The organism is Pelomonas sp. BJYL3 (genome assembly GCF_027257975.1).
GTDB lineage: Bacteria > Pseudomonadota > Gammaproteobacteria > Burkholderiales > Burkholderiaceae_C > Roseateles_B > Roseateles_B flavus.
Genome location: NZ_JANZKX010000004.1, coordinates 14462 through 30104 on the forward strand (window position 1 = coordinate 14462; position 15643 = coordinate 30104).

14 protein-coding genes are annotated in these 15643 nt (G+C 69.4%); 4 read left to right on the top strand and 10 right to left on the bottom strand.

Annotation, left to right across the window (positions count from 1 at the left end):
- Window positions 1–180 precede the first annotated feature (180 nt).
- The 9 genes from O9Y01_RS13690 to O9Y01_RS13730 all read right to left on the bottom strand — a co-directional run bounded on the left by O9Y01_RS13690 (window position 181) and on the right by O9Y01_RS13730 (window position 10207).
- A complete protein-coding gene (locus O9Y01_RS13690) occupies window positions 181–555 on the bottom strand; it encodes a hypothetical protein (protein WP_269632155.1) in 375 nt (124 codons plus the stop codon).
- A gap of 27 nt (window positions 556–582) precedes the next feature.
- The gene (gene tssH, locus O9Y01_RS13695; protein WP_269632156.1) at window positions 583–3303 is read right to left on the bottom strand and encodes a type VI secretion system ATPase TssH; all 2721 of its coding nucleotides are present in this window, start codon (window positions 3301–3303) and stop codon (window positions 583–585) included.
- A 34-nt stretch (window positions 3304–3337) separates the two neighbouring features.
- A complete protein-coding gene (tssG, locus tag O9Y01_RS13700) occupies window positions 3338–4420 on the bottom strand; it encodes a type VI secretion system baseplate subunit TssG (protein WP_269632157.1) in 1083 nt (360 codons plus the stop codon).
- A complete protein-coding gene (gene tssF / locus O9Y01_RS13705) occupies window positions 4402–6240 on the bottom strand; it encodes a type VI secretion system baseplate subunit TssF (protein ID WP_269632158.1) in 1839 nt (612 codons plus the stop codon). Before tssF ends, tssG begins: the two co-directional genes overlap by 19 nt.
- An 11-nt stretch (window positions 6241–6251) precedes the next feature.
- On the bottom strand, window positions 6252–6761 hold the full coding sequence (tssE, locus tag O9Y01_RS13710) for a type VI secretion system baseplate subunit TssE (RefSeq protein ID WP_269632159.1): 510 nt from the start codon (window positions 6759–6761) through the stop codon (window positions 6252–6254).
- 107 nt (window positions 6762–6868) lie between these two features.
- Complete coding sequence (locus tag O9Y01_RS13715) at window positions 6869–7414, bottom strand: Hcp family type VI secretion system effector (RefSeq protein WP_183106795.1); 546 nt, start codon at window positions 7412–7414, stop codon at window positions 6869–6871.
- A gap of 44 nt (window positions 7415–7458) precedes the next feature.
- Window positions 7459–8943 (bottom strand): type VI secretion system contractile sheath large subunit, encoded by a 1485-nt coding sequence (tssC, locus tag O9Y01_RS13720; protein WP_269632160.1) that lies wholly within the window; start codon window positions 8941–8943, stop codon window positions 7459–7461.
- 1 nt (window position 8944) lies between these two features.
- Entirely contained in the window at window positions 8945–9454 is a 510-nt protein-coding gene (gene tssB, locus O9Y01_RS13725) for a type VI secretion system contractile sheath small subunit (RefSeq protein ID WP_269632161.1), read from the bottom strand.
- A gap of 24 nt (window positions 9455–9478) precedes the next feature.
- On the bottom strand, window positions 9479–10207 hold the full coding sequence (locus tag O9Y01_RS13730; protein WP_269632162.1) for a tetratricopeptide repeat protein: 729 nt from the start codon (window positions 10205–10207) through the stop codon (window positions 9479–9481).
- A 414-nt stretch (window positions 10208–10621) separates the two neighbouring features.
- On the opposite strand from O9Y01_RS13730, the gene tssJ reads away from it, so the two are divergent.
- Genes tssJ through icmH form a run of 3 tightly spaced genes read left to right on the top strand, consistent with a single transcriptional unit; the run spans window position 10622 to window position 13342 of the window.
- Window positions 10622–11191 carry a type VI secretion system lipoprotein TssJ gene (gene tssJ, locus O9Y01_RS13735; RefSeq protein ID WP_269632163.1) on the top strand — a complete coding sequence of 190 codons (570 nt, stop codon included), beginning with the start codon at window positions 10622–10624 and terminating at the stop codon, window positions 11189–11191.
- 40 nt (window positions 11192–11231) lie between these two features.
- A complete protein-coding gene (gene tssK / locus O9Y01_RS13740) occupies window positions 11232–12575 on the top strand; it encodes a type VI secretion system baseplate subunit TssK (protein ID WP_269632164.1) in 1344 nt (447 codons plus the stop codon).
- Complete coding sequence (icmH, locus tag O9Y01_RS13745; protein ID WP_269632165.1) at window positions 12572–13342, top strand: type IVB secretion system protein IcmH/DotU; 771 nt, start codon at window positions 12572–12574, stop codon at window positions 13340–13342. The genes tssK and icmH overlap by 4 nt, the downstream gene beginning before the upstream one ends.
- A 195-nt stretch (window positions 13343–13537) precedes the next feature.
- Here the strand turns inward: icmH and O9Y01_RS13750 are convergent, their stop codons facing one another.
- Window positions 13538–14416 (bottom strand): hypothetical protein, encoded by an 879-nt coding sequence (locus tag O9Y01_RS13750; protein WP_269632166.1) that lies wholly within the window; start codon window positions 14414–14416, stop codon window positions 13538–13540.
- A 179-nt stretch (window positions 14417–14595) separates the two neighbouring features.
- Between O9Y01_RS13750 and O9Y01_RS13755 the strand changes: the two genes are divergently transcribed.
- Window positions 14596–15417 carry a M15 family metallopeptidase gene (locus O9Y01_RS13755; RefSeq protein ID WP_269632167.1) on the top strand — a complete coding sequence of 274 codons (822 nt, stop codon included), beginning with the start codon at window positions 14596–14598 and terminating at the stop codon, window positions 15415–15417.
- The last annotated feature ends 226 nt before the right edge of the window (window positions 15418–15643 follow it).

Sequence of the window (15643 nt, forward strand, 5' to 3'; positions counted from 1 at the left end):
GTTCGGCTTCGAAGGCCGTCCTGTCCACGCATCGAAGCCGTGCCGCGCGCTCCCGTAGCGGGTTCCATGCCTGCCGTCGCCAACGCGCTGGAACGCAAGGTTCTTGCTTCCACGAATGATGCAGGCCGCTGAACGGCCGATATGAGCAGGCGGCACGTACCACGCGGCTTTGCGAACTGCTCACACCGTGCGGTGATCGAGTCCCTGCAGCGCCAGCAGCCGCAGCGGCTGCGGATGGATCAGGGCACGCAGTTGCAGGGCACCCGCGCGCACCTCCAGCTGCCAGGGCGCGATGGCGCTGAGGCTCAGCGCTGCATTGCCCGGGCCGTCATCGAAGCGCAGGCTCCACCAGCCCTGCTGCATCTGGCGCAGCAGGGCCTGGGACTGGTCGCGCAGGCCCAGGTGGGCCTGCTGCAGCGCCTGCACGAGCAGGACCGGCAGGCCGTTGGCCTCGGCGCCCGTGCTGGCCAGGGCCTGGCCCTGCTGCTGCTGCCAGTCGCCCGGCAGGCAGTGGGCGGCGCACTGCGCGAGGGTGGAATCGCTGATGTCACTCATGGCAATGGGCTCCTCGTGAGTGGCGAATCATTGCACCTTGACGGCGAAGTCGCCCTTGGCATTCACGCCGACCTTCACGCGCTGGATGGCCTTGCCCTCGGCCATGCGGCCCAGCATCTGGGCGGCCAGCGAGGGCAGCAGGGTGCCGTTGAGCAAGTGGTCGATGTTGCGGGCGCCGGTGTCGACCTCGGTGCAGCGGGCCAGCACGGCCTCGACCAGGGCGTCGTCAAAGCTCATCTCGGCCTGGTGGTGCGTGTGGATGCGCTCGGCGATGCGCTGCAGCTTCAGCCGGATCACGGCGGCCAGGGTGTCGTCGTCCAGGCCATAGAAGGGCACCACCTTGGTCCGGCCGATGAAGGCCGGCTTGAAGGTCTTGTACAGGGCCGGGCGCAGCAGCTCTTCCAGGGCCTCGACGGACGGCCGCTCGCTGGCCGGCTTGTTGATGCAGGCCTGCATGACCTGGGCCGAACCGACATTGGAGGTCAGCAGGATCAGGGTGTTGCGGAAGTCGATCTCGCGGCCTTCGGCGTCGTCCATCCAGCCCTTGTCGAAGACCTGGTAGAACATCTCGAGGACGTCCGGGTGCGCCTTCTCGACCTCGTCCAGCAGCACCACGCTGTAGGGCTTGCGGCGCACGGCCTCGGTCAGCACGCCGCCTTCGCCATAGCCCACGTAGCCGGGGGGCGAGCCCTTGAGGCCGCTCACCGTATGCGCCTCCTGGTACTCGCTCATGTTGATGGTGATGAGGTTCTTCTCGCCACCGAAGAGCGTCTCGGCCAGAGCCAGGGCGGTCTCGGTCTTGCCCACGCCCGAGGGGCCGACCATCAGGAACACGCCCTTGGGCTTGTTCGGGTCTTCCAGCTGGGCGCGGGCGGTGCGCACGCGTTGCGCGATCGCGGCCAGCGCATGGTCCTGTCCGATGACGCGTTCCTGCAGGCTGGACTCCAGCTGCATCACGGCCTGCAGCTCGTCCTTGATCATGCGGCCCAGGGGGATGCCGGTCCAGCCGGAGACGATGTCGGCCACCACGCGGCGGTCCACCTGCAGCGGCAGCAGGGGCTCGTCCCCCTGGAGGGTGTCCAGCTGCTGCTGCAGGGCCCGCAGCTCGGCCTGCGCGGGCGTCAGCGTGGCCTGGGCGGCACCGCGGCGGCGGCGGCCTGCCGGAGCCTCGGCCGCTGGCTCGCCCAGTGCGGCAGGCTCGGCGGCCTTCTCGTCTTCCAGCTGTCGGCGCAAGGCCTGGATCTGCTGCACCAGGGCCTGCTCCTGCTCCAGTCGGGCCCGCAGCTGCGCCTCGCGGGCTTGCAGGGCCTCGCGCTCCGTGCGCATCTGCTGCAGGCGATCCTGGTGCGGCGCGCCGGCAGCGAGCTCGCGCTCCAGGGCCGCGATGGCGCCATCCAGGTGGCGCAGGTCGCGCTCGACCATCTCCAGCGGCGCGGGCCGGGCATGGCCGCCCAGCGCCACCTTGGCGCAGGCGGTGTCCAGCACGCCCACGGCCTTGTCGGGGAGCTGGCGGCCGCTGATGTAGCGGGCAGAGAGACGCACGGCGTCCTCGATGGCTTCATCCAGCACGCGCACGCCGAAGTGCTGCTCCATCAACGGCACCATGGCGCGCAGCATGGCCGCCGCCAGGGGCTCGCTGGGCTCCTCGACCTTCACGACCTGGAAGCGCCGCGCCAGGGCGGCGTCCTTCTCGAAGTACTTCTTGTACTCGCTCCAGGTGGTGGCGGCGATGGTGCGCAGCTCGCCGCGGGCCAGGGCCGGCTTGAGCAGATTGGCCGCATCGTTCTGGCCGGCCTGGCCGCCAGCGCCGATCAGGGTGTGGGCCTCGTCGATGAAGAGCACGATGGGATGCGGGCTCGCCTTGACCTCGTTGATCACCTGCTTGAGGCGGTTCTCGAACTCGCCCTTCACGCTGGCGCCGGCCTGCAGCAGGCCCAGGTCCAGCACGTGCAGGGCCACGCCCTGCAGCGGCGGCGGCACCTCGCCCGAGGCGATGCGCAGGGCCAGGCCCTCCACCACGGCCGTCTTGCCCACGCCGGCCTCGCCCGTCAGGATGGGGTTGTTCTGGCGGCGGCGCATGAGGATGTCGATCAGCTGGCGGATCTCGGGTTCGCGGCCGATCACCGGATCGATGGCCCCCTCGCGGGCCCGCTGGGTGAGGTTGGTGGTGTAGCGGTCCAGGGCCTGGGTGGAGGCCGGCATGGCGCTGGCAGGGGCCTCGGCGGCTTCGTCCGCGCCGGCCGTGGCCGTGGGGCCTTCACCCGGGGCCGGGGTCTCGAGGGAGCCCTGCGTGAGCGCGTCCAGGCGGTGCTTGATGTCCTCGATGCGGAAGCGGGCGAACAGGGGGCTCATGGCCTGAGCCTGCTGGGCCAGGGCCGGCGTGTTCAGCAAGGCCAGCAGCAGGTGACCCGATCGCACGCGCGGCTCCAGGCCGTCCAGGGAGGCAATCAGCCAGGCATGCTCCAGCCACTGCATGAGGTTCTGAGAGAACACCGGTGTGCGGGTGTTGCCCTGGCGCAGGGCATGCATGGCACGCTCCAGGTCCTGGCTCAGGCGCTGCGGGTCGATGTCATGGCGATGGCACAGCAGGACGAGATCGCCCTGGGGCTGCTCCATCAGGCCCAGCAGCAGGTGCTCGAGGTCCACCTCGAAATGGCCCTGGTTCATGCAGATGCTGGCAGCGCGCTCGGCAGCCTGGCGGCAGACGGGGTGCAGCTTGGCGATCAGGGTCTTCAAATGCTGGGACATGGATTCCTCTCCTGGTGTTCTTTGTCAAAGGGGTTCAGGCCGCACGGGCCTCGGCCGGGCCGAGCGTGAAGCGCAGGTCGTCCTGGTCTGCGGCAGCGGGGCGGTGCCCCAACCGGCTGTCCCAGCCGAGCAGCGCCTCACCGCCCAGGCGGGCGCCCTGCACGTCCTCGCGGCGCAGCACGGGCTGCAGCTCGACCTCCATGCAGGGGTCGATGAGCAGGCGCAACAGGGAGCGCAGGGCCCGCGTGGCACGCGCCCCGGGCAGGAAGTCGCGGTAGCGCTGCCGGGTCAGCGGCCCCACCCGCAGACGCACTCGCAGATGGCGCTGCCAGACGCGCTCACCCAGCAGGGTGTCCTGGCCCAGGCGCATCTGGCGCTGACCGAGACGACCGGTCTGCTCCTCGGGCAGCGCATACCACGCTCCCACGAAGCTCTCCAGCAGCACCGGCACGCCGAAGTGCCTGCTGAGGGCGGGCCCCAGCTCCGCGGCGCTCACCCGCCGCCGCTGCAGCATGCCGGCGTGAAAGGCCAGGCTCTCGTCATGGACGCCGCCGTGCTCGCTGCCCAGGACGCGCTCGCGCAGACCCGGCTCGCCCAGCCCCGCCAGCGCCAGCACCAGGGGGAGGAACTGGCGGCGGGTGTCGAGCTCGTACTGCACATGCAGCCGGTGCTTCTTCCAGGCCTCGTAGAAGGTGGCCACCGCCGGGTGCGAGATCCAGTCGTAGAAGGCGCGCAGGCTGCCGTCCTTCTCCCGCTGCTCGTGGCGCATCAGCAGCTCGGTGTAGCTCAGCGGCAGGGCACCGGAGTTCCCCAGCAGGCCGATGAAGGCCGGGGCCAGCTGGCTGGGCACGCCGGGCTCGTCGCTGAGCCGCAGGGAGGCCACCTCGCTGGCGGGGAAGTCCAGCGCGACATGGTTGATGAAGCGCAGCCGCTCGCGCACGGCCTGCGAGGACGACGCCCGCACCGAGCCCTTCGGCGCTTCCAGCGCCAGCGGGCGCGCGGCACCGGACGGGCTCGCGCGGCGCGCCAGCCAGTGCTCCAGCAGGCGCACGGCCTGGAAGAAGCCGAATCCCTGCGGCTGCTGCGCCAGGCGGTCGATCAGAGCAGGGCGTGCCATCCGCTCCTCGCCGGGAAGCTGAACAGCAGCTCCTTGGACCGGTGGCCGCGCAGACGCAGCCGGGTGAAGCTGTTGACGTGGGCAAACAGCGCGAAGAAGTGGTCCAGCACGTGCGCCAGCAGCTCCATGCCGGTGCCCACATGGCCGTCTTCATCGATCAGCAGCTCGATGTCCAGGCCGCGCACGAAGCTCGCGAAGGGCTTGCCGGGCATCCAGGCGGTGGACTCCTCGAAGCGCACGGCCTGCAGGGCGTCGATCAGGCGCCGGTTGACCGGGCTGCGCGGCAGGTCGTAGAGGCGCAGCATGTCCTTGAGGGCCTCGATGCCGCCCTCGCTGAGCGACAGATGGTTGAGACTCAGGTGCGAGATCAGCCGCCACAGCGTGCCGCGCTGACGGGTGAAGCGCAGCGGCGCGGTCGGCCGGCTGCGCAGGCGCAGGCCCCGCACGCTGCCACCGCCTTCCGGCGTCAGGTCGCCGCCGGCCTGCCCGATGAGCAGCAGCGTGGGCAGCTCGCGGTTGGTGGCCAGCACGTCGATGGACAGGGTCTCGCCCAGCAGAACAGCCGGATCGAAGCCCGGGTCGACCAGGCTGATCTGCAGCTCGTGGCCGGGGCTCAGCTTGGCCAGCTCCGTATCCCGCTGCAGGTGGTAGAACAAGCCGGGCTCGCCGGCCTCGGACTCGAAGCTGTGCCCGAGTCCATAGAAGGGCCTCAGCGTCTGCACCTGCTCGCCCTGCTCGGTCTTGCGCACGCGCTGCACGCGGCTCAGCGAGTAGACCTCGTAGCAGGCGGCGCGGCGCGCATCGGGCAACACGGAGTAGCTGGCCTGGCGGTGGTCGACGCGCACCGGGTCGGCATGCTGCTCGAAGAGGTTGACCACCGGCACGCAGCCGAGCTGCAGGTGGTCGACGCCCACGCCGTCCAGCAGCCGGGCCTCCTCGCCATCGGCCCGCAGCCCGCCCAGCAGGAAGTGCAGGGTGAAGGGCCGGCCGCTGCGCAGCGCCACGTGGCAGCGTTGCAAAGGCAGGTCCACGAACTGGAACTTCTGCGGGAAGGCCAGGTACTCGGTGAGCAGTCGATAGGCCGGGCTGCTGCGGGAATCCGGCGGCAGCAGGGCCTCCTCTGGCGCAAAGCCGGCCAGACGCGGCCGCCAATCGGGTTCCTCACCCTGGCCGAGGCAGGCCCAGGCCTCGCGATCGGCTTGCTGCAGGTACAGGGCGCGGGTCTGCTGGCACAAGGCGTGGCGCAGCGCGCAGACCGTCGCGCTTTCACCGTCGATGTAGACACGCAGCTGGGACGGCAGGGGCTCGTCCGGCTGCCAGGAGGGATCGATCTGCAGCGTCAGGCTCAGCATGGCGCTGAGCTGCGGCGGCAGGCGGGTGCCCAGCGGCGCATGGACGGTGGCGGAGAAGCGCAGTGCGCTCAGGCGCACAGGCGGACTCTGCACGGCATGCGTGCTGCGGAAGCGGCAGTTGACGCCCTGCACCTGGCGGCTCTGCAGCACGGCACCTGCCGGCAGCATGGCACCCGGCGCCGGCTCCAGCTGCGCGATGGCGCAGGAGGGGAAGGGGCGCAGATAGTGCGGGTACAGCACATCCAGCAGCGTCTCGGTGAAGAGCGGGAAGTCGTCGTCCAGCCGCTTGTGCGCCCGTGCGCTGAGCAGGGCGAAGGACTGGATCATGCGCTCGACGTGAGGATCATCGGACAGGTCGCCCGAGACCGTCAGCCGGCCGGCCAGCTTGGGGTACTGCCGGGCAAAGGACTCGCCCTGGCGGCGCAGAAAGGCCAGTTCCTGCTCGAAATAGGGCAGCAGATCATCCATGCGCGGGCGCCTCAGGCGTAATGGGCCAGGACGGGGCTGGCGAGCTGCTCATGCCCGCGACCCTCAGTGCGCACGGCGTACTGCTGGGTCATGGTGCTGAGGACGGCGTTGAAGTTGACCGGCTCGCTCAGCGCATGCAGCTGAAGTACGGCATGGATGGAGAAGCGCAGCGCGTGGCGGTTGGAATGATCGACCTCCAGCTGCACGCGCAGGGCGCGCAGGCGCGGCTCATGATCCCGGATGCAGCGCTCGATGGCGCGGCAGATGTTGCTGCGGTCCGTGGGGGACAGCAGGGTCAGCGACACGAAGTCTTCCAGGCCGAAGCCCAGGACCGAGGCACTGGCCAGCGGATAGGGGCTGAGCTGCTCGGCGGAAAGGCCGCGGCGGGTGTTGAGCAGGATCTCGAGATCCCGGGCCACGCCCTGCTTGATGCGGGCAAGGGACTGCAGCTGCTGCAGGCCGGCCTGGACAGGCTCGGTATCCAGCAATCGGTCCAGCAGACTGGGTCGCAGCGCGGCCATGAACAACTCGAGGCAAGAAGACAGACAAGCCGCGCGGCCCGCCCGCAAGCGGGCGACGGCACAGCGCGGCCGGCCCGGCGCCGCAGCGACCGGGCCATTCGGAAGGATCAGGAGAAGTTGGGCACGTTCTTGGCCAGGTCCCAGGCACCCTGGATGTTGACCTTGCCAGACTTCTCGCCAGCGATGTTCAGCTCGTCGTAGGTCCACTTCACGGCGGAGTACTTGAGCGAGAACACTTCAGACGGAATGCCTTCGGCCGACACGGTCGTCTGCACCGAAGCGACGATCACGTTCTTCAGGTCCACGCGCAGGTACTGGTGACGGCTCTGCGTGCCCGAGGGGCTGCCGACCGAGTTCTTGCCGCCGTGTGCGCGGTAGAAGTAGATGCTGACATCGTTGATGATGGTGCCGGCCGAGCAGGCCTGCAGCAGCTTGGGGGTCGAGCCGTCGATGTCCTTGGTGAAGATCATCTCGCCGTGCTCGCAACGCTCGGAGGTATGGCCACCGGCGGTCGAGGCCGTCGCGGACTTGGGCTGCTTGACCACATGCGACCACGAGTACACCTCGACGGTGTCCTTGTGCTTGGTGTCGCGCGAGTCCCCCTTGATGTCGCCGCCCTTGCTGTGAAAGTCGACGTAAATGTCTTTTGCCATTTTCTAAATGCTCCCGTTAGGGTGAAAGAGAGGTCCGCGCCGGATCAGCCGCGGGTGCCTTGCGGCAGTTCCGCGACCAGCCGCAGCGAGACCGAAAGCTCGTCCAGCTGGAAATGCGGACGAACGAACGACACGGCGCGGTAGACGCCGGGACGTCCCGGAACCTCGGAGACTTGCACCGAGGCTTCGCGGAGCGGGTACTGGGCCTTGGTGGCTTGGGAGGCCGCGTCATCGCTGGTGACGTACTGCGAGATCCAGCGGTTCAGGTAGTCCTCGACGTTGGCAGCAGAGGCGAAGCTGCCGATCTTGTCGCGCATCATGGCCTTCAGGTAGTGCGCGATGCGGCACACCGCGAACATGTACTGCAGCTGCGCCGACAGGGACGCATTGGCATTGGCCGCGTCGCTGTCGTACTTGCGGGCCTTCTGCGTGGACTGCGCGCCGAAGAAGGCGGCGTAGTCGGTGTTCTTGCAGTGGACCAGGGGGATGAAGCCCAGGTCGCTGAGTTCCTTTTCGCGGCGGTCGGTGATGGAGATCTCGGTGGGGCACTTCAGCGCCACCTCGCCCTCGTCCGTCTTGAAGGTGTGGGTGGGCAGGTCCTCGACCAGGCCACCGCCCTCGACACCGCGGATGGCCGCACACCAGCCATGGTTCTCGAAGGCCTGCGTCAGGCGGGCGCCGAAGGCATAGCAGGTGTTGACCCACAGGTAGCGGCTGTGGTCGCTGCCGTCGACTTCCTCGACGAAATTGAAGCCTTCCACCGTGGTGCCGTCCAGCGGGTTGTAGGGCAGGCGGCCCAGGAAGCGCGGCAGGGTCAGGCCCACGTAGCGGGCGTCCTCGCTCTCGCGGAAGGACTTCCACTTGGCGTACTCCACGGTGTCGAAGACCTTGGAGAGGTCGCGCGGGCGGGACAGGTCGGAGAAGGTCTCCAGGCCCATCAGCTCGGGCGATGCCGCCGAGATGAAGGGCGCATGGGCCGCCGCGGCCACGTGCGACATCTGCTCGAGGAAGTACATGTCCTCCGGCTGGCGGGTGATGTCGAAGTCACCGAGCAGAGCTCCGAAGGGCGCGCCACCGAAGGTGCCGAACTCCTCTTCGTAGACCTTCTTGAACAGCGCGCTCTGGTCGAAGTCGATGGCGGTGCGGAAGTCCTTGACCAGCTCCTTCTTCTGCGCATTGAAGAGCTGGATCTTCATCTGCGAGCTGGTGGAGGTCTGCTGGCAAAGGTAGTGCAGGCCGCGCCAGCTGCCTTCCAGGCGCTGGAAATCGGCATGGTGCATGACTTCGCTGAGCTGGCGGCTGATCAGCTCGTCGATCTCGGCCACGCGGGCATCCAGGGTGGCGCTGAGGTTGTCAGAGACCACCACGGTGCCGTCCATCACCTCGCGGACCAGCTCGGTGATGATGTCACGGGCTCGCTGGTGCTCGGTCTCCGAGCGGGCCACCTTGCTCTGAGTGACGATCTGGTCGAGCAGATCCACGCCTTCGGCCGGGGCGGCTTGGCGGTCTTGCAGGGCGCTCACGCTCATCTCAGTTCTCCTTGGTCTGCGACTGCAGCTGCTGCAGCTGCTCGGTGCTGCTCAGCACGTCGGCCAGCAGGTCCTCGAGCTTGTCGTTGCCGGCCAGCTTGTTGCGCAGGTCGGCCAGCTTGGTGCGGGCCTCCAGGAGACGGCGCAGCGGCTCCACCTGCTCGACGACGGCCTCAGGGCGGAAGTCATCCAGCTTGTGGAACTCGAGGTTCACGGCGAACTCGCCGCCCTCAGGGCTCAGCGTGTTCTTGACGCGGTAGCTGGCGCGCGGAGTGATGCCGTCGATCACCTCGTCCAGGTTGTCCATGTCGACGTTGACGAACTTGCGGTCCTTCAGCTTGGGCAGCGGCGCATCCGCATCACGCTTGCCGGAGAAGTCCCCCATCACGCCGACGACGAAGGGCAGCTCCTTCGCCTCGATGGCGTCACCAATCTCCACCTCGTAGCTGAGCTGCACGCGGGGCGGGCGCACCTTTTCCAGGCGCTTCTGAACACTTTCTTTCTTGGCCATGGCCGTCTCTCCCGGGTGAGGCGTTTACTTGAGGGAACTGAAGGGATCGCGTGCGGTGGCGCCTGCCGTGGCCGGCGCGGGTGCAGGCTTCGCTGCCGTCGCTGCGGCCGGCTTGGGGGCGGCGGCGGTGCTGGCGGGCTGCGCAGCCGGCGCGGCAGCCACGGGCTTGGTGCTCGCGGGCGCAGCCGCCGTTGCGGCGGGCGCGGCGGGCTTCACCGTCGTGCGGCGGGCGCTCGGGGCGGGCTTGGCGACCACAGGCTCCGGGGCCGGAACCAGCACTGGCAGGCCCAGGGTGTCACGCAGGCGCTCGGCCAGCTGTTCGGATTCCTGGCGCGCGCTGCCGTGGATCCCGTCCACACGGCGCAGGTAGGCGATGGCCGCGACGGCCGAGCGCAGTCCGGAGACAGCGATGATGTTGTTGGCGGTGGTGTCGTTGGCATCCCGCGCGAGCACTTCCTGGCTGGCCACGATGGCCGCGCCATAGTTGCCGGCATCGAAGTGCATCTGGGCGAGGACCTGCCAGGGACGTGCGCTGCCGGGGTTCAGGCGCGCGGCCTCCTGGAGCGCGGACTGGGCGCCCGCGACGTCGTTGGCGGCCAGCAGCTTGCGGGCATCCTGGATGCGCACGTCAAGGGGAATCTCTGCAACGGGGGCGGGCTTGCCCTCGCGGGGCATGGTCTCGCAGGCGGAGAGACCGAGGACGGCAAAGGCGAGGCATAGGGCCCGCAGACGGGGCTCGAAACGGAACTGCATATGGATAACTCCCTCGTAACTGGGCCTGTCGCGAGCGCCGCTGGCGTCTCTGGCGGACGACTCGCGGAACTCAAGGTCGGTGAATGCCCGCTGCACAGGCAGGAGGCGACGCGATCCCGGTGGATTCTGTTGGCCGCTGCCGCTCTGGCCCAGCGGCGACGGGGTTACAGATGTAAACGGAAGTTTTGTGCACAACTTCACATCTAACGTCGATTGCACACAGGTAAATCGCGCTCACAGACTGGGTTACGCCAGTAGCTTTTCGCAACAACTTGATGCGCTTCTGTTTCTAGTTAGCGCGGGCCCGGCTTGGCCTGGCACTCCACAATCCGTGCCGTGAAGTACCGACACAAGAGCGAGGGAGCGCAGGGGATGGACAAGACAGGGAGCCCGTGGCGCGGCCTTGGCGCCGGCATGGCACTGTTGGGCGCATGCGCGCTCGCGGGATGCGCCAGCGCGCCTGGCGAGACCCTGGACAAGGCCCTGGAGGCCGTCGGCGTCCTGAAGAAGGCTGAAGCCCCCAAGCCGCCGCCCAGCAAGGCCCTGCCCCTGCCCATCCGTCTGCAGGCCAGCCCCTCCCTCAACCTCGATGCCAAGGGCCGCTCCCTGGGCCTCTGGGTGCGCATCTACAAGCTCAAGCAGGCGGACGCCTTTCTCTCGGCCCCCTACGACACCTTCGGCAACAAGGAGCGCGAACGCGAGGTCCTGGGCGAGCAGCTGCTGAGCGTGCGCGACGTCCAGCTCGTGCCCGGGCAGGCGCTGCGCGTCGAGGAGAGCTTCGAGCCCGAGCAGCCTTTCGTGGGCGTGGTGGGCCTGTTCCTGGCGCCTGCCCCGCAACGCTGGCGCTATGCCTTCAAGACCGAAGGCCTCTCGCCGCAGGGACTGATCCTGGGCGCCCATGCCTGCGCGCTGAGCGTCCAGCAGGGTGAGCCCGTGGGCGTGAATCGCGCCTTCGCCCAGAGCACGCCGCCCTTCTGCTCCTGACCCAGCCCCTCACCGAACCGCCCAGCCCGGATCCAAGCCCATGCAAGCCAGCAAACCACTGTGGGGCGAAGGCCTGTTCCTTCGCCCGCAGCACTTCCAGCAGCAGGACGCGTATCACGAATGGCGCCTGGTGCAGATGAGCCGCGCCCTGCATCCCTATGCCCACGGCCTGATGCAGCTGAAGGTGGACGAGGAATCCCTGGCCGCCGGCCTGCTGCGCGTGGACGAGCTGCGCGTGGTGATGCCCGACGGCGAGCTCGTGGATGCCCCCGGCGAGGATGAGCTGCCCGCAGCCGTCAGCCTGGCTGACTGGCCGGTGCAGCAGACCGAGATGGTCTTCCACCTGGCCCTGGCACCCCTGCGCAGCGCAGGCAGCAATGTGGCGGACAGCCGCGAGGCGGCACGCTCGGAACGCTATGTGCTGGACCAGCAAGCCACCCGCGACGTCTTCACGCAGGCCGCCGAGGCCGAGCTGACCGTGCTGCGCAAGTCGCTGCGACTGCTTTCGGAGCTGGAACCCCGCTCCGGCCTGATCACGCTGCCCCTGCTGCGCGTTCGCCGCGGCGCCGCGGGCGGCTTTGAGCTGGACGCCGGCTTCGTGCCGCCCCTGCTCCAGCTGCGTGGCAGCCCGCTGCTGCAGCGCCGCCTGCGCCAGCTGCTGGACATGCTGCAGGCCAAGGTGGACGCGCTCTACGGCTTCCACCGCGAGCCTTCCAAGGACTTCATCGAGTTCCGCTCCGGCGACGTGGCCTCCTTCTGGCTGCTGCACACCGCCAGCCGCGCCTTCGCCGAGCTGGCACACCTGCACTGGCATCCCCAGCTGCACCCCGAGCGCCTGTTCCAGGGCCTGCTCTCGCTGGCCGGCGCGCTGCTGACCTTCGCCAAGTCCTACCGCCTGGCCGACCTGCCGGTCTACGAGCACGAGAACCCGGGCGCCGGCTTCGACAAGCTGGAGCTCATCATCCGCGAGCTGCTGGACACCGTGATCTCCACCCGCCATCTCAGCCTGGCGCTGCTCGAGCAGCGCCCGGGCTACTGGCACGCGCGGCTGGACAGCGACTTCATCGGCGCCCAGACCCAGCTCCTGCTGGGCATCCGCAGCAGCCTGCCGCCGCAGGAGCTGGTCGAGACCATGCCCATGCGCCTCAAGATCGGCGCACCGGACGACGTGGCCAAGCTGGTGCTCTCGGCCATGGCCGGCCTTCGCCTGCAGCACCAGCCCCAGGTGCCCTCGGCCGTGCCCGTGAAGCCCAACACCTACTACTTCCTGATCGAGGCGCGCGGCCCTCTGTATGACCGCATGATGCAGGCCCGCGCGCTGTGCCTCTACGCGCCCTCGGGCATCCCCGAGCTCCAGACCGATCTGATCGCCATCAACCCATGAACGCCGCCGTCCCCAGCCTCGCCCCGGAACGCCCTGCCCCCGCCCCTGCCGGCGCCCTCACGCGGCCGGCAAGGCTGGTTGACCTCATGGCCGAGGGCTTCACACTGATCTTCCTGCTGCGCAGTGGCCAGAGCAGCACGGACGCCGACGCCTTCCGCGAGGCCGTCCTGCGCTTTCTTCAGGATTTCGAACGCCAGGCCCAGCGCAGCGGCGCCAGCGCGGAGGACGTGCACCTCAGCAAGTACGCCTTCTGCGCCCTGCTGGACGAGGTGGTGCTGCAGGGCCACGGCCCCCTCGCCGCCGTGTGGCAGCTGCGCCCGCTGCAGCTGGAGTGCTTCGGCGACCAGCTGGCAGGCGACCAGTTCTTCCAGCACCTGGAGAACCTGCGCCGCGAAGGCGCCCGCCGGCTGCCCTCGCTGGAGGTCTACCAGATGTGCCTGCTGCTGGGCTTCCAGGGCATGTATGTGCTGGAAGGCCGCGAGAAGCTCGCCTTCCTGATCGCCCGGCTGGGTGACGAGATCCAGCTGCACCAGGGCGGCCGCCGCGAGCTGGCGCCGTTCTGGCGCGCCCCGGACCGCATCATCCATGTGCTGCGCACCGAGATTCCCGTGTGGGCGGTGGCCAGCGGCTTCGCCCTGCTGGCCCTGCTGGCCTACCTCGGCCTGCGCACCGGCCTGCGGCACCAGACCGAGCAAGACCTGGCCCCCTACCAGCAGCTGGTCCAGCTGCCGCCGCGCCAGGCCCATGTGACCATCCAGCTGCCCTGACCGGGCAGCACGGCCTCATGCCGCCTGCCCGGTGGGCGGCGGCCTGGGTCCGCGTCACAGGCTGTCAGCGCCGGCCATTCACACCAGCAGTCATCGCCACGCAAGCGACCGTTGCCGCGCCGTGCGGCCGTGCATGGCAGCCCCAGCAGACCCTGCCTTCCTGGTTCCGCGCCCAGCACTCCGGGCTCAGGCCCTTCAGGACTTGCCGCCGTTGCGCATGGGGCAGGCCCGGTCCACACCCCAGCGGCCGGCACAGGCCTGGGCCCGGCACTGGCTGGCATCCGCCCCTCGCAGGCCCTTGCACTGCGCCAGGTTCACCTTGGGCGCGGCCTCGGGGCTCTCGTTGAAGTCATGGGGGGCCTGCTGCTGGTCCAGGTGCTGGACGACGGCCGCCAGCAGCTGCGCATCGGGATCGGCGCTGGCTGCCTTGCCGCTGCCCGCCGCCGCCCGACTGCGTGACGGCTCGGCCTTGGCTGCGGCGCGCTTGGGCTCCCTGGCATCCCTGGACGCCACGCGACGGTTCTCCCGCGGCACCGCCGCGGCAGGCGCCACCGGAGCCACGGCCTGGGAGGCCATCGCGGCCTCCTGCGGGGCGACATTGCCGACGGCAGCGGCCGGCATCGCCTGTGCAGGCAGGCTCGCGCTGGCGGGCAGGGCCGACAGGGTCGCCAGACCCGAGCTGGCCGCTTGGGCCGGCAGGGCCGCGGCAACCGCGGGATCCTGGGGCGCATCGATGATGGCTGCGGGTCGCGAGCCCAGGGCGGGATCCTGCGCCAGCACGGCCGGGGCAGGCGCCGGACGGGTCGACAACTCCGGCACCGTGGGCACCGGCTCCCCTGCAGGGCTGGAAGGCCACAGCAGCCAGGCCAGCCACAGGCCGCACAGCAGCGCCGCACCGCCCAGGGCCCAGATCATGGAGCCGCCGCTGCGGCGACGCGGCGCCTGTGCCTGCAGGTCCTCCAGGGACAGCACGGACAGCAGACCGTCGGCATCGGCGTCACCAGCATCGGGGGCGCTGGCGCGCACGGGGTCCGCCGGATTCGCAGAAGTGGCTCGCAGGGTAGGTCGACTCAAGAATGACTCCAACAGGTCAGGGTCCGGACAGGACGTGCACGGCAACGCAGCATGCGGTCACGATTTCCTGTTTGCAGCGCCCGCGGGCTCATGGTGGAATGCGCGGCGCGCCGCAGGGCGCGCTGAATTGTCGGCATCCGCGAAGACCGACAGGTGGCTTCTTACCCTTGGTTACCCCGGTGACATTTGCACTCCTCATCTGGCTGGTCGTGGCACTGAGTTGCCTGGGCATTTACTGGTTCGGCGTCCACCGCCCTGCCCGCGCTGCCTCGGGCCGGTCTGAGGCCATCGAGACCCGCGGCGTGCTCGCCGGCGCGCCGGCCACCCCGTTGCACACCGAGGCTGCGCCTGCCCCGGGGCGCTTGAGGCAGCGCATGCGCCCCTGGATGTGGGCCGCTCTGGCCTTGCTGGCCCTGCCGCCGCTGCTGGTCGTGCTGAGTGGCTGGCGCCTGCGCCTGAGCCTGCCGGACCAGACCCCGGGCACGCAGGATGAACGCCTCGCCGCCCTCCTGGCCGGGGAGCAGCTGGTGCCGCCGCCGCCCCTGCCGCCGGAGGTCTTCGCCCGGGCGCAGGCCGAGGGCCTGGCCGTGGAGATCGTCAGCGCCGATCGTCGCTGGGAGCTGCTCGATGCGGGCTTCCGCCAGCGCCTGCTGGCCGTCTACAAGGCCATGCGCGAGCAGGGCTACGAGATGGTGCTGCTGGAAGGCTACCGCAGCCCGGAGCGCCAGGCCATGCTGCAGCGCCAGGGTCCGCAGGTCACGCAGGCCGGCCCCATGCAGAGCTATCACCAGCATGGGCTGGCCGCCGACAGCGCCTTCCTGCGTGACGGCCGCCTGGTGATCAGCGAGTCCGACCCCTGGGCGCTGCAAGGTTACGAATTGTTTGGCCGGGAATCCGAGCGTTACGGGCTGCGATGGGGTGGCCGTTGGCGCATGCGCGACTATGGTCATGTGGAGCTGGCCGGCGCAGAGAAGAAGGCCGCCGCGTCGCCGGGCGGCTGAGCACTGCAAGCCATTGCAGGACTTGCATTGATTGTTACAGCGCCTCACAGCTTGACGCAGGCACGCGTGCGGAATTGCACACCCGCTGGATAGACTCCGCCCGCAACGGCCCGTGTTCATGGGGCTTTCCGCGCATTCATCCGTCCCGCCGCCTCACCGCCATGCCGGGCGCGCATGAACTGACGAGAAGAATTCCTACACACGCGTCATGGGAGGGCCACGCCGC

Excerpts from the sequence above, each read along its gene's own strand:
- O9Y01_RS13690 (WP_269632155.1), bottom strand. The coding sequence starts at position 555 with ATGAGTGACATCAGCGATTCCACCCTCGCGCAGTGCGCCGCCCACTGC.
- tssH (WP_269632156.1), bottom strand. The coding sequence starts at position 3,303 with ATGTCCCAGCATTTGAAGACCCTGATCGCCAAGCTGCACCCCGTCTGC.
- tssG (WP_269632157.1), bottom strand. The coding sequence starts at position 4,420 with ATGGCACGCCCTGCTCTGATCGACCGCCTGGCGCAGCAGCCGCAGGGA.
- tssF (WP_269632158.1), bottom strand. The coding sequence starts at position 6,240 with ATGGATGATCTGCTGCCCTATTTCGAGCAGGAACTGGCCTTTCTGCGC.
- tssE (WP_269632159.1), bottom strand. The coding sequence starts at position 6,761 with ATGGCCGCGCTGCGACCCAGTCTGCTGGACCGATTGCTGGATACCGAG.
- O9Y01_RS13715 (WP_183106795.1), bottom strand. The coding sequence starts at position 7,414 with ATGGCAAAAGACATTTACGTCGACTTTCACAGCAAGGGCGGCGACATC.
- tssC (WP_269632160.1), bottom strand. The coding sequence starts at position 8,943 with ATGAGCGTGAGCGCCCTGCAAGACCGCCAAGCCGCCCCGGCCGAAGGC.
- tssB (WP_269632161.1), bottom strand. The coding sequence starts at position 9,454 with ATGGCCAAGAAAGAAAGTGTTCAGAAGCGCCTGGAAAAGGTGCGCCCG.
- O9Y01_RS13730 (WP_269632162.1), bottom strand. The coding sequence starts at position 10,207 with ATGCAGTTCCGTTTCGAGCCCCGTCTGCGGGCCCTATGCCTCGCCTTT.
- tssJ (WP_269632163.1), top strand. The coding sequence starts at position 10,622 with ATGGCACTGTTGGGCGCATGCGCGCTCGCGGGATGCGCCAGCGCGCCT.
- tssK (WP_269632164.1), top strand. The coding sequence starts at position 11,232 with ATGCAAGCCAGCAAACCACTGTGGGGCGAAGGCCTGTTCCTTCGCCCG.
- icmH (WP_269632165.1), top strand. The coding sequence starts at position 12,572 with ATGAACGCCGCCGTCCCCAGCCTCGCCCCGGAACGCCCTGCCCCCGCC.